We start from the raw sequence: 12,234 nt of genomic DNA, 5'->3' as shown, positions 1-12,234 counted from the left end.
GCCCGCGGACTCCGGTCACCCGTCGGACCAGACGGGGTTCAGCCCTCGGACCAGGCGGCGCGGTCGCGGGGTCGATGCCCCGGGAGCGCAGGGCCGCGGACTTGTGGCCGAAGCGGCGCAGGTAGTCCGCGGCGGCCAGGATGTGGGCGATCGCGCCGAGGGAGAGCAGCCAGGTGCCGGCACTGCCCCAGGCGGTGTCCGTCAGTCCGGGCACGTAGCCGAGCAGCAGCACGGGGGCGGCCACGAGCAGCAGTGCGGTGCGGACCTTGCCCAGGACGGAGACCTCCAGCTCAGGGCTGCCGCGGAAGACCAGCAGGGACACGGCGGTGAGCACCAGGTCCGGCACCACGATCGCCCAGACGATCCAGTCCGGGGCCACGCCGGTGACCACGAGCGTGGCGGCCACGATGATCAGGGACAGCCGGTCCGCCAGCGGGTCAAGCCACTTGCCGACCGTGGAGATCATGTCCCACCGGCGGGCCACCCAGCCGTCCACCCAGTCCGTGCCGGAGAGCACCGCGAGCACCCAGAACGCGGCGAGGTACTGCTCCGTGGCGGTGAGCTGAACAAAGACCGGGATGAGCGCGAAGCGGGCGAGCGTGATGAGGTTCGGTACGGTCCAGAACGTGTCCCGCACCGTGTACTCGCAGTCCTCGCGGAGGCCGACGTCGATCACGCGCATGGGACCTCCTGGGGGCCGGAGTGGGGACGGGTGCGGTGGGGCGGTTCCAGTCTATCGACGCCGGGTGCATGACCACCCCACCGCCGCCGGCCCCCGGCCGCCCCTCCGGCACACGCACACACGACGGCGCCCCGGCCCTCCGGGAGGGTCGGGGCGCCGTCGACGCGGTCGCGGGTGGGCCGGTCAGCCCTTGCGCTTCTTGCCGAGCATGGAGCCCAGCACGGCGAAGGCGGTGCCGGAGACGCCCAACAGCGCGAGCGGCTGCCAGCGGTCCTTGACATAGTCCTCGGCCACGCCGGCCTTCTCGCCGGCGCGGGCGGCGCCGGAGTACGGGGCGGTGACGTCGGTGGAGCCGGCGGACTCCGGGGTGGCGCCGCGGCCCTTGCGCTGGGCGGCGAAGGCGTTCATCTGGCCCTTGACGGAGGCGCGCTCGCCCAGGCCGGAGCGGATGTCCCCCAGGTGGCGGCGGCGCAGCTCGGCGCGGCGGCGGACCTCGTCCTCGGAGGCGGTCTCCTTCTCCGGGTACGGGGCGGCTTCGCCGTTCTTGACGGCCTTCTTGTTCTCTTCCTTCTCGAGCTTCTTGCGCTCGGCCTCACGCTGCTTCTCGATGCGCTTCTGCTCGGCGCGCTCGGCCTTCACGCGGTCGTACTCGGCAGGGTCGAAGGCGTTGCCCTCCTTGAGGTAGCCGAGGTCGTACTCGAGGTTGCGGACGGTCTCGGCGGGCACGAGCGGCATGGCGCCCTTGATCATGAGGCCGCCGATGCCGGCGAGGATCAGACCGAGCACCAGGAAGGCGGCGGCGACCATCAGTGCCGGGAACCAGAAGGACGGGGTGGCGAAGGCGCCGATCAGGGTGACGATCAGGGCCACCAGCATGCAGAAGAGCATGAACAGGCCGGCGAGGATCAGGCCGGCGGCCACGCCGACCTTCACGCCCTTGGACTTCGCCTGGTTCAGGGCGAGGGTGAGCTCGTCCTTGATCTGCAACGGCAGCAGGCGGATGAGCGCTGCGAGCAGGTCGGACAGCGAGCTCGCGCGCGTCTGCGCGGAGACGGGGATTGCCGTAGGGGCCATCAGAGGTGCCTTCCGGGTTCGGCTTCGGTCTTTCGGGCCGCGTCGGCGCGCTGGGCGCACCGGTGTCACAGCGGTGTCGGGTCCACGCTAGCACCGCCTGTCCACACAGGGCATTCCTGGGGACTGCTCATGCACGTGTGTCCCGTCACGTGAGCCGGTACCAGGCACCTGGCGCGCGCCTTCAGAACAGCTGACGCACGACGACGGCCCCGCCCCTGCGTCCTCCCGTCCCACCCGGCCGTGGGGCCCGGTGGGGCGGGGCCGGCAGAGACGACTGGGCTCAGGACTCGTCCCCGGCGACCTCGCGGAGGCCCGCCATGGCGTCCCGGTGGCGGAGCACGTGCAGGTCCCAGTCCGTGGAGAGGGCCTCGAACACGCCAATGCCTCGCAGGGAGGTGCCGTGCTCGTCCAGGCGCGGGGACCAGCTGGCGATGCCCAGGGCGCCGGGGACCGCGCCGAGCAGGGCACCGGAGACCCCGGACTTCGCGGGGATGCCGACCTCCGCCATCCACTGCCCGGAGGCGTCGTACATGCCGCAGGAGAGCATTACGGACATCACCTGCTGGCAGACCCACTCCTCGAGCACCCGCTCCCCCGTCACCGGGTTCACGCCGCCGGAGGCGAGGGTCGCACCGACCGTGGCGAGCTGCTCCACGGTGATCTCCACGGAGCACTGGCCGAGGTAGCCGCGGACCACCTCGTGGGCGTCGCCAGGGAGCATCTGAGAGGCGGCGAGCATGTGGGCCAGGCCCATGTTGCGGTGGGCGCGCTCGGTCTCGGCGTCCCAGACGTCCTGGGAGATGGACAGCTCGGCGCCGGCGAGGTCCGAGTAGCGGCGCAGCAGCAGGTCCAGGCGCTCGTCCTCGTCCTCACCCGGGATCAGGCCGTGGGCCATGATCGCCCCGACGTTGATGAACGGGTTGAAGGGGCGCCCGTCGGATTGCAGGGACAGGTCGTTGAAGGCGTCGCCGGAGGGCTCCACGCCCACCCGCTCGAGCACGGCGTCCATGCCGCGCTCCTGCAGGGCCACCGCGTAGGTGAGGGCCTTGGACACGGACTGGAGGGCGAAGGTCTGGTCCGCGTCCCCCTCGGAGACGGCCACGCCGTCCGTGGTGCACACGGCTACGGCGAAGCCGTCCACCGGGCGCTCCTCGACGTCCTCGAGGTAGTCGGACGGGGCGCCCTCGCGGTCCTCCCGAACCTTGGCGACCAGGCGGGAGAGCTGTTCGGAGACACGGCCGGGGTTCGTGGTCTTCATGGTGCCCACCCTGCCACAGGGAGGCCTCCTCCGTGCCGGGAGACGACGACGGCCCGGTCGCCTTCCGCGCGGAAGGTGACCGGACCGTCGTCGGGACGCCTGAGGGGCGACCGGTTCAGGAGGCCCCGTCAGTGGCTCACGGGGTGTAGGTGACCGGCGAGTTCGGACCCAGCGGCAGGTCCATCCAGTACCAGCCCATGGTCATCACGGTCCAGGTGAGCAGGAACGCGATGGAGTACGGGAGCATCGTGGCGATGAGGGAGCCTATGCCCATCTTCTTGTCGTACTTCTGGGCCACCGCGATGATCAGCGCGAAGTAGGTCATCAGCGGGGACAGGATGTTCGTGGACGAGTCCGCCACGCGGTAGGCCGCCTGCGTGAACTCCGGCGAGATCCCGAGCTGCATCATGATCGGCACCATGATCGGGGCAAGCATGGCCCACTTCGCCGAGGCCGAGCCCACGAAGAGGTTCACCACGGAGACGAACAGGATGAACGCGAGCACCAGCGGGATGCCGGTCAGGTTGATCGACTCGAGGAACTGCGAGCCCATCACGGACAGCAGCAGGCCGAGGTTCGACTCGTTGAAATAGGCGATGAACTGGCCGGCGGTGAAGGCCAGCACCAGGAACACGGCCATTCCGGCCAGGGTCTGGGAGAGCTGGTCCACCACGTCCGTGTCATTGCGGATGACCTTAGTGACGATACCGTACACCAGGCCCGGGATGAAGAACGCGATGATGATGATCACCACGAGCGAGTCCATGAACGGGGACTGGACCACGCCGCCGTCCTCGCCGCGTAGCAGGCCCCACTCGGGGACGATCAGCAGGGCCAGCAGGGCCACGGTGACCACACCGGACACGGTGGCCCAGACCAGGCCCTTCTTCTCCACGCCGGTCAGCTCGACCCCCTCGTCCTCGATGCGGCCCTCGCCCTTCCACGGGCCCAGGCGCGGCTCCACCACGAACTGGGAGACCAGGGTGCCGACGATGGTCAGCAGGAACGTGGAGGCGATGATGAACCAGTAGTTCATGGCCAGGTTCATGCCGTCCGCGTACGCGCCGTCCACGGTGGCGGCGGCCTCGATGGTCAGCTCGCCGAGCATCACGTCCGTGCCGGACAGCAGCAGGTTCGCGGAGAAGCCGGCGGAGACGCCCGCGAAGGCGGCGGCCAGGCCGGCCAGCGGGTGACGGCCGACGGCCATGAAGAGGATGGCGGCCAGCGGCGGGAGCACCACGTAGCCGGCATCCGAGGCGACCGAGGACATCACGCCGGCGAACACGATGCCCGCGGTGATGAGGAACTTCGGCACGGACAGGATGAACTGCCGCAGCACGGTGCCGATCAGGCCGGACTGCTCGGCCATGCCGATGCCGAGCATGGTGGCCAGCACCACGCCGAGCGGGGCGAAGCCCACGAAGTTGTCCACGGCCGAGGAGAACATCCACTGCACGCCGGCGCGAGAGCAGGTTGAACACCTCGATCTGACCGCCCTCCACCGGGTCCTCGGCGGTGATGCCGAGCGAGGAGAACAGCCAGGAGAGCAGGACGACGAGGACCGCCAGGGCCGCGAAGAGCGTGGCCGGGTGCGGCAGGGCATTGCCGGCCTTCTCCACGAAGTCCAGGGCGCGGCTGCCGAACCCGCCGCGGCGGCGGTCAGTGCCGGCGGTGGCGGCGTCGGCGGGTGCGGTGGTGCTGGTGGCGGGGGTGCTGGTGGCGGTGCCGTCCTGGGTGGTGACGGCGTCCGCGGCGTCGGCGGTGGTGCCGCGCGAGCCGGACGAGTCAGCGGCCATGTGCAGATTCCCTTCGGAAGGTGCGGTCGGGTGGCAGGGCACCGCCCGGCTCCTTCGTCCTGCGCACGGGTGGGCGCAGGGCGAAGGAGCCGGGCGGGGGTACAAACCCGACCACCGTAACGGGCCGTGTGAACCCTGTCATTTCGGGGTGAGGGATCGGTCACACCGGGTGGATCGAGGACTCCTCCGAAGGAGGGGTGGTACACCCCAGGGGGCCGCGGGCTATTGCGTAAGTGATCGCTTACACAAGGAGGTGAGGATGACGCAGGAGCTGCTCGATCGGCAGTTCGCCACCCTGGCCGACCCGACCCGGCGGGACCTGCTGGCACGCCTGCGGCGCGGGCTGGGAGTGACCCGGCCACCGTCATGGTGAGAGACGAGAGCCCGCGGGCCGCAGGGGCCCACGGGCTCTCGTCCCCGCCGTCAGGGTGTCGGCGTCAGGGAGTCGGCGTGCCGCCGTTCGCGTTGAGGGTCTCCCCGTTCACGTAGCTCGACTCGCCACTGGCGAGGAACACGTAGGCGGGGGCCATCTCCACGGGCTGGCCGGCGCGGCCCAGCGGGGAGTCGTGGCCGAACTCGGGCAGGCGCTCCTTCGGCTGGCCGTCGCTGACCTGGAGCACGGTCCACACCGGGCCCGGGGCCACTGCGTTGACGCGGATGCCCCGCGGGCCGACGGCCTGCGCCAGACCCTTCGTGTAGTTGTTGATCGCGGCCTTGGTGGCGGCGTAGTCCAGGATCAGCGGATTCGGGTTGTAGGCCTGCACCGAGGTGGTGTTGATGATCGCGCTGCCCGGGCCCATGTGCTTCAGGGCCTCCCGGGAGAGGGTGAACATGGCGAGCACGTTGATCTGGAAGGTGGTGGCCACCTGCTCGTCCGTGAGCTCCTCCGGGGAGTCGGCGACCAGCTGCTTGCCGGCGTTGTTCACCAGGATGTCCAGGCCGCCGAGCTGCTCGGCGGCAGCGTCCACGAGGCCGGCGGTGTAGCCGGTGTCCGTGAGGTCGCCGGGCAGGGCGACGGCCTTCCGTCCGGTCTCCTCGATCGCGGCGAGCACGCGGTCAGCGTCCGGCTGCTCGTCCGGCAGGTAGGCGATGGCCACGTCCGCACCCTCGCGGGCGTAGGCGATGGCCACCGCGGCGCCGATGCCGGAGTCGCCGCCGGTGATCAGCGCCCTGCGGCCCTCGAGCCGGCCGAGGCCGGTGTAGGAGTCCAGCCCGATGTCCGGGACCGGATCCGTCTTCACGTCCAGGCCCGGCTCGGGCTGATGCTGCTCTGGGGCGTGGTGCTTCGGGTGGCGGGAGCGCGGGTCATCGCCCTCCCACTGGCGTGCCGTGGAGGCGGTGGTGGGGGTGGGGTTCTGCGAAGTCGTCATGGCTGGACCCTACGGGCGAGAGGCCGGGGTAGCGCCAGTCCCCGGGTCCTGTGAGAAGGACGACGACGGCCGTTCACTCCCAGAGGCCGGCGAGGCCGCCGAGCTGGTAGACGGCCAGGCCGATGACCACCAGGCAGACGAGTCCGCCGAGGATGTTGGAGACCAGACGGTTCCGGTGCTCCCCCATCAGCCGACGGCTGTTCATGACGAGGAACCACACGGTGCGGGCTGCGGGGATGCGCAGGTCCGTGCTGCGGCCGAGGGTGCCGGCGATCGCGTAGGCGGCGCCGAGCGGGCCGGCCACCGCCGACGGAGATGGACACGGCGGTGTCCATGCGGGCGGCTCGCAGGGCGGAGCTCCTGTCCACGCCGACGTCCCACTTGTCCTGGACGAGGCTCGCCTGGAGGAAGAGGTTGTAGGGCACCACGGTGGTGCCGATCAGGGCGATGGCCAGCAGGGCGGTGCCGGCGGGCACGGTGGGAACGAACATTCCCTTTAGCGCTTCGAGGAACGGGGGCCGGACGATGAACGTGGTGATGATGAACAGCAGGGCGAGGATCCCCACCATGGCGGCGAGGACCCTCTCGATCAGCTCGTAGCTGCCGGTCCAGAGCAGTGCGCCGATGGTGACGAGGATCCCGACCACGATGACCGGCTGCGGGAGCCCGGTCACCGAGCTCAGCGCAAGGGCCGTGCCGACCGCGTCACCGCCGGCATAGGACGCGCCGCCGACGCCGATCGCGGCGACCACGAGCACGACCATCACGAGCCGGGCGATGCGGGAGGCGAACACCTCGCGCAGGGCATGGCCGAGGCTCATGCGGGTGGCCAGGCCGAAGCGGCCGACTCGGCTGCCGGCCGGCCTCTGCAGCACGCGGCTACCTGAGCCGCTGGACCGGTGGTCGTCGGGGTCTGGCTTCTCCGTGGCGCACGCTTCTTCGTGCTCGAGAGCAGGTGCCTCACACCCTAAAGGTGAAGAGACCTGGAACACACCTCTGGTGTGCGCTCAGCACGGATCGCAACCTTGCCGCATCAGAACACGAGAAAGCCCCGCTCGGATCTCCGAGCGGGGCTTCGTAGGCGCTCCCCCGACAGGACTCGAACGAGTAACCCTTCTACAACAGGTCCCCCAAGCTACCCAATGACACCATCGCGGCCGCCCTGGCCCTGGCCCTGGCCCTGGCCCTCGCCTTAACGCGTCCGCGCCGTCGGGCACACTGAGACCCACCACACCCCAACGGGAAGGGAATCGATCATATGGTTCTTCATCGGATTCGCCGCCATGGCCCTCATCGGCATCATCTTCCGCCCCATCAGCTCACTTCTCGCACTCGCCAAATTCCTGGCCTTCGCCGTCGCCGCCGTCTGCGGGTTCGCCATGTACATGGGAGGCGCCGCCGACCTCTACCTCACCCCAGCGATCATCGCCGCCGCCGCCTGGATCGGGCTCATGTTCGTACCCCAGCCGCGCTTCGGCTGAGTCCCGCACTAGCAGTCAAACTGAAGGGGCCGTCCACGCCTGGACGGCCCCTTCCCGGTTCGCGGGTCTTCTGCGCAGTTCAATCGGTGCGGATGATGCACCAACAGCAATCGAATCGCCGGGCCGCCAGTTCCGACTTCCGCATCCACACTTCGAGACTGGACGCGTCTCCGAACCAACCGTTGAGCGTTGTCCAGGACTCGATCTCTGCCAACAGGACATACTCGTCACCCGCCTGATCAAGCGGCAGGACGTTCGGCAGGTATTCCGTAACTGCGGCCTCCTCTCCTGTCGAGCTGTAGCCCATCAAGCGCGTCGACGGCGTCGGGTACCGATGCTTCTCACCCGGCATACGCTGGTTCAGCCACGCCAAGTCCAGGGCACGCACCGCGGCCTCAGCGCGCTCGAACCGAGCGTCCTCCTCCCCGTACAGGTCAAGAGGGCACGGAATCGACCAGCCCGGCAGGAACACTCCCATCTGGAACGCCTCATCAGGCGCACCGCTCGACTCCGGCGCCGTCAAAAGCGCGGGACGACCGGCAGGGTCATCATCCGCCGACCATGACACCAGCCAACCACCGCGTTCCCCGTCCACGGCGTCCATGCCGTAAGTCGTCAGGTCATGGAAAATCTGCACATAGCCATGATCCGGAAGAAGATCGGCGACGTCAGTTGCCCAACCACGTTCTCTCGGATCACCGAGCGCGGCATGGGCGTCGCCCAGATGGAAGGTAGCGACGTGCCAGCACGGGTCACCGTCAACGTTCTGCGGCCAGACACCATCGACGGCAGCGGGACCGCCGAGCCAGCTGATCTGAGCCCCAGATTTCCACAGACCCACCAGCTCCTCAGGTCCCTCGTCGAACGAGTCCTCACTGAAAACTGGGCTCTGGCGTGGAGGGACCTCAGCTGAGTCCAGCGACATCTGATCCAGCCACGTGATGGCTTGCTTGTGATAACCATGAATGGGAGGCAGCGCGTTCATGCCGGTCCTTCCTAGTTCGGGGCCTGTCGGCCTCCCCAGAGGCCGACTTCGATCGTGGGCAGCGACGTCAGATCCGCACGCCACAGTGTCGCAGGAGGGACACACAGATCTGATGTTGCTTGGTGTAGCTCTGTCGATGCACCCACGTCCGCATCGTCTCGTGTGATGCGGCACCCGCACCGAACCTCTTCACACCACGGGTCGCCATCCAACGATTAACGCACTTCTGGTGCACACCCGCAGGGATCTGGACCAGGTTCCTGGGATTGTGAATCGCCCTGGCCGCCCATGAAGCGCCCTGGGTTTCGTTCCGAGGTCAGGACGCAACGGGCGCTACGTCTCGGTCGTGAGTGTAAGCGGGCTCGACCTCCGCAGGGGTGCGGTAGCCGAGGGCTTCGTGGAGACGCTGCGTGTTCCACCAGTGCACCCACCCCATCGTGGCCAGCTCGACGGCCTCCACGGACTCCCAGAGCCGCCGGGCGTGGATGAGGGGACTGATGCGCGGGTAGGTGTCACATGATCTGTGGCGCTGGAGAGCGTCGCAGAGAAGGATGTGCACCATGCCCGCACCGTATCCCCAGGAGTTCCGTGACGACGTCGTCCGCGTCGCCCAGAACCGCGAACCAGGCACCCGGTTGGCCCGGATCGCGAAGGACTTCGGCATCAGTGAGTCCTGTCTGACGAACTGGGTCCGTCAGGCCGAGATCGAGGCCGGCAACAAGCCCGGCACTACGAAAGCCGAAGCCGAAGAACTCCGCGCTGCCCGCCGCAGGATCCGGCTGCTCGAGCAGGAGAACGAAGTGCTGCGCCGCGCCGCGGCATACCTGTCACAGGCGAACCTGCCGAAAAAATGATGTACCCGCTCGTGTCCGAGCTCGCCGCTGACGGTGTCCCCGTGGCGGTGTCCTTGCGGGTCCTCAAGCTCGCCCGCCCGCCCTATTACCGCTGGCTGGACCACCCCGTGACCGCCGCCCAGGTCGAGCAGGCGTACCGGGCCAACGCCCTGCACTCCGCTCACCTGAACGACCCGGAGTTCGGGTACCGGCTCCTGCGAGACGAGGCCGAGACAGCTGGGGAGCGAATGGCCGCCCGGACGGCCTGGCGGCTCTGCCAGCAGAACCAGTGGCACAGCGCGTTCGGGGCCAAGCGCGGCAAGAACGGGCGCCGCCCGGGCCCGCCCGTGCATGGTGACCACGTCAAGCGCCAGTTCACCGCGACCGCGCCGAACCGGCTCTGGCTGACCGACATCACCGAGCATCCCACGGGTGAGGGCAAGCTCTATCTCTGCGCGATCAAGGACGTGCATGCCGGGCGGATCGTGGGGTACTCCATGGCCGACCGGATGCAGGCATCGTTGGCCGTGGACGCGCTCGAGCAGGCCGTGGCACGCCGAGCAGGCACGAGCGTGGTGGCCGGGTGCGTGGTGCACTCCGACCGCGGCTGGCAGGGTGGATTCAATCGGTCGTCGCAACACCCCCAGAATCACTGGAGGTACAAGCGGTGGCCAGCAAGGACTGGGCGAGGAAGATCAGTGACGTGCCCGAGGGGACACGGCGGCAGTGGAGAGCGGATCGGGCCCTGCGGGCCCCGATGCGCTCGCCCGGCAGGCCGCAGCCCTCACGGGAGGTCCAACGCCAGTTTTGGCGGGTGATCGCCACCGGCGTCACCACGGCCGAGGCGTCCCTGGCCGTGGGCGTGTCCTGGCCCGTCGGAGCGCGCTGGTTCCATCACGCTGGCGGGATGACCCCATTACCCCTGGCCGAGCCCACCGGCCGATACCTGTCCTTCGCTGAGCGTGAGGAGATCGCGATCCTCCACGCCCAGGGCCACGGGGTCCGCCAGATCGCGCGTGCCCTGGGACGTGACCCGGGCACGATCAGCCGTGAGCTGCGCCGCAACTGCGCCACACGTTCCGGGAGGAAGGAGTACCGGGCCACCGTGGCGCAGTGGAAGGCCCAGGAAGCGGCCAAGCGGCCCAAGCCCGCGAAACTGGCCACGAACCAGCGGCTGCATGACTACGTCCAGGCGCGGCTCAACGGGGTGGTCCTGGGCCCCGATGGCGTGGCCGTGCCAGGACCGGTCGGGCCCGGGTTCAAGGGGCGGAAGATGAAACCGCGCCGGGCGGACCGGCGGTGGTCCACGGCGTGGAGTCCTGAGCAGATCAGCCGCCGGCTGCGCCTGGAGTTCCCGGATGATGAGTCCATGCGGATCTCTCACGAAGCGATCTACCAGTCGCTGTTCATCCAGGGGCGTGGGGCGCTCAAGCATGAGCTCGTCGCGTGCCTGCGTACCGGGCGGGCTCTGCGCGAGCCGCGGGCACGCACCCGGAACAAGCCCCAGGGCCATGTCACCGAGGATGTGGTGTTCAGCAAGCGCCCACCCGAGGCCGCTGATCGTGCTGTGCCCGGGCACTGGGAAGGGGACTTGATCATCGGGACCGGGCGTTCAGCGATCGGTACTCTGGCCGAGCGCAAGAGCCGGGCCACGATCCTGGTCCACTTGCCCCGCCTGCAGGGATGGGGTGAGCAGCCGCCGGTGAAGAACGGGCCCTCGCTGGGCGGGTACGGGGCCGAGGCGATGACCGCGGCCCTGATCAAGGCGATGGCGGACGTGCCGGAGCAGCTGCGGCAGAGCCTGACGTGGGACCGGGGCAAGGAGCTGGCCGGGCATGCCAGGTTCACGATGGACACCGGCACGAAGGTGTTCTTCGCCGACCCGCACTCACCATGGCAGCGGCCCACGAACGAGAACACGAACGGGGTGCTACGGCAGTACTTCCCCAAGGGCACGGACCTGTCGAGGTGGTCGGCCCAGGACCTCGCGGCGGTCGCGTACACGCTGAACAACAGGCCCAGGAAGGTCCTGGACTGGAAGACTCCCGCAGAGGTCTTCGCCGAGCAGCTACGCTCGCTCACGACGAACGGTGTTGCAACGACCGGTTGAACCCGCCTAGTGCCTTACGCATGACTTTCCCTTGGCCTACTCCGAGGCGGACAGAGGCATCGGTAGATGCGGAGATTACCGATGGTGCTCCGAGGGCGTACACAGGGGGCGATCAAGGTCCACTATCATTGGCGCATGAACTACATCACTCGCCGTCTCGCGAAGGCATCTTGCGCCATCGTCGCCGTTTCCCTCCTGGCCACCGCCTGTGGCGGTTCTGACTACGCCAACAAGGAGATGCCATCGCCAATCAGTGGCGGGGACCTCAAAGCCGCGGACATCAAGGACGCCGGCAAGAAGCTCTCCCCAGAGGAACTCGTGAAGGCATGGGAGGAAGTCACGGGTGAAACCTGCGCCGGTGATATCAACAAGGATGACGGCGACAATAAGTCCGCCGTGTGCTCTGACGCCGCCATCATCCGGAGCCTCCCAGACTCAAATGACACGCGAGACCACGTCATGATGCAGCACGAACGAATCAGTAGCGTCAGCAGCGACGGCTTTGCCGCCAGCGAGTGGCTCGTTGAAGCGCCCTGGGTTTCGTTCCGAGGTCAGGACGCAACGGGCGCTGAGTCCTGATCGTGAGTGTAGGCCACCTCGACCTCCGCGGGAGTGCGGTAGCCGAGCCCCTCGTGCAGGCGGGCG

At 68.7% G+C, this 12,234-nt stretch carries 11 protein-coding genes and 3 pseudogenes; 5 read left to right on the top strand and 9 right to left on the bottom strand.

Annotated elements, in window-relative coordinates; genetic code table 11:
• The 7 genes and pseudogenes from AC2W7A_RS04210 to AC2W7A_RS04180 form a co-directional block, all read right to left on the bottom strand.
• Nucleotides 1-682: CDP-alcohol phosphatidyltransferase family protein (locus AC2W7A_RS04210; protein ID WP_485990262.1), on the bottom strand; the 682-nt coding region annotated here is incomplete at its 3' end.
• A gap of 183 nt (nt 683-865) precedes the next feature.
• On the bottom strand, nt 866-1,756 hold the full coding sequence (locus AC2W7A_RS04205; protein WP_485990261.1) for a phage holin family protein: 891 nt from the start codon (nt 1,754-1,756) through the stop codon (nt 866-868).
• A 280-nt stretch (nt 1,757-2,036) separates the two neighbouring features.
• Nucleotides 2,037-3,014 (bottom strand): glutaminase A, encoded by a 978-nt coding sequence (glsA, locus tag AC2W7A_RS04200; RefSeq protein ID WP_485990260.1) that lies wholly within the window; start codon nt 3,012-3,014, stop codon nt 2,037-2,039.
• 136 nt (nt 3,015-3,150) lie between these two features.
• Nucleotides 3,151-4,810: pseudogene (locus AC2W7A_RS04195) on the bottom strand (AbgT family transporter).
• Between the two features lie 437 nt (nt 4,811-5,247).
• Nucleotides 5,248-6,180 carry an SDR family oxidoreductase gene (locus tag AC2W7A_RS04190; RefSeq protein WP_485990259.1) on the bottom strand — a complete coding sequence of 311 codons (933 nt, stop codon included), beginning with the start codon at nt 6,178-6,180 and terminating at the stop codon, nt 5,248-5,250.
• Between the two features lie 73 nt (nt 6,181-6,253).
• The gene (locus tag AC2W7A_RS04185) at nt 6,254-6,484 is read right to left on the bottom strand and encodes a hypothetical protein (protein WP_485990263.1); all 231 of its coding nucleotides are present in this window, start codon (nt 6,482-6,484) and stop codon (nt 6,254-6,256) included.
• Between the two features lie 58 nt (nt 6,485-6,542).
• Nucleotides 6,543-7,001: pseudogene (locus AC2W7A_RS04180) on the bottom strand (divalent metal cation transporter); the annotation flags it as partial.
• Between the two features lie 462 nt (nt 7,002-7,463).
• On the opposite strand from AC2W7A_RS04180, the gene AC2W7A_RS04175 reads away from it, so the two are divergent.
• Nucleotides 7,464-7,661, top strand: coding sequence for a hypothetical protein (locus AC2W7A_RS04175; protein WP_485990258.1), 198 nt, complete (start codon nt 7,464-7,466; stop codon nt 7,659-7,661).
• A gap of 79 nt (nt 7,662-7,740) precedes the next feature.
• On the opposite strand, the gene AC2W7A_RS04170 is transcribed toward AC2W7A_RS04175, so the two are convergent.
• Nucleotides 7,741-8,646 (bottom strand): DUF1963 domain-containing protein, encoded by a 906-nt coding sequence (locus AC2W7A_RS04170; RefSeq protein ID WP_485990257.1) that lies wholly within the window; start codon nt 8,644-8,646, stop codon nt 7,741-7,743.
• A 316-nt stretch (nt 8,647-8,962) separates the two neighbouring features.
• Nucleotides 8,963-9,115 (bottom strand): annotated as a pseudogene (locus tag AC2W7A_RS04165) (integrase core domain-containing protein); the annotation flags it as partial.
• A gap of 91 nt (nt 9,116-9,206) precedes the next feature.
• Between AC2W7A_RS04165 and AC2W7A_RS04160 the strand changes: the two are divergent.
• From AC2W7A_RS04160 to AC2W7A_RS04145, 4 genes are all read left to right on the top strand, one after another.
• Nucleotides 9,207-9,500, top strand: coding sequence for a transposase (locus AC2W7A_RS04160; RefSeq protein WP_485990256.1), 294 nt, complete (start codon nt 9,207-9,209; stop codon nt 9,498-9,500).
• Nucleotides 9,497-10,297 (top strand): DDE-type integrase/transposase/recombinase, encoded by an 801-nt coding sequence (locus AC2W7A_RS04155; protein ID WP_485990255.1) that lies wholly within the window; start codon nt 9,497-9,499, stop codon nt 10,295-10,297. The genes AC2W7A_RS04160 and AC2W7A_RS04155 overlap by 4 nt, the downstream gene beginning before the upstream one ends.
• On the top strand, nt 10,237-11,589 hold the full coding sequence (locus AC2W7A_RS04150; RefSeq protein WP_485990254.1) for an IS30 family transposase: 1,353 nt from the start codon (nt 10,237-10,239) through the stop codon (nt 11,587-11,589). The genes AC2W7A_RS04155 and AC2W7A_RS04150 overlap by 61 nt, the downstream gene beginning before the upstream one ends.
• Nucleotides 11,590-11,724: 135 nt before the next feature.
• The gene (locus AC2W7A_RS04145) at nt 11,725-12,168 is read left to right on the top strand and encodes a hypothetical protein (RefSeq protein WP_485990253.1); all 444 of its coding nucleotides are present in this window, start codon (nt 11,725-11,727) and stop codon (nt 12,166-12,168) included.
• Nucleotides 12,169-12,234: the final 66 nt, after the last annotated feature.

The organism is Micrococcus sp. LASM2_SD2 (genome assembly GCF_057364565.1).
The sequence above is the reverse complement of the archived record's forward strand: the minus strand, read 5'-3'. Positions and strand labels throughout refer to the sequence as shown.

Coding starts and splice junctions, on each gene's coding strand:
- AC2W7A_RS04205 (WP_485990261.1), bottom strand. CDS start 1,756: ATGGCCCCTACGGCAATCCCCGTCTCCGCGCAGACGCGCGCGAGCTCG.
- glsA (WP_485990260.1), bottom strand. CDS start 3,014: ATGAAGACCACGAACCCCGGCCGTGTCTCCGAACAGCTCTCCCGCCTG.
- AC2W7A_RS04190 (WP_485990259.1), bottom strand. CDS start 6,180: ATGACGACTTCGCAGAACCCCACCCCCACCACCGCCTCCACGGCACGC.
- AC2W7A_RS04175 (WP_485990258.1), top strand. CDS start 7,464: ATGGCCCTCATCGGCATCATCTTCCGCCCCATCAGCTCACTTCTCGCA.
- AC2W7A_RS04170 (WP_485990257.1), bottom strand. CDS start 8,646: ATGAACGCGCTGCCTCCCATTCATGGTTATCACAAGCAAGCCATCACG.
- AC2W7A_RS04160 (WP_485990256.1), top strand. CDS start 9,207: ATGCCCGCACCGTATCCCCAGGAGTTCCGTGACGACGTCGTCCGCGTC.
- AC2W7A_RS04155 (WP_485990255.1), top strand. CDS start 9,497: ATGATGTACCCGCTCGTGTCCGAGCTCGCCGCTGACGGTGTCCCCGTG.
- AC2W7A_RS04150 (WP_485990254.1), top strand. CDS start 10,237: ATGCGCTCGCCCGGCAGGCCGCAGCCCTCACGGGAGGTCCAACGCCAG.
- AC2W7A_RS04145 (WP_485990253.1), top strand. CDS start 11,725: ATGAACTACATCACTCGCCGTCTCGCGAAGGCATCTTGCGCCATCGTC.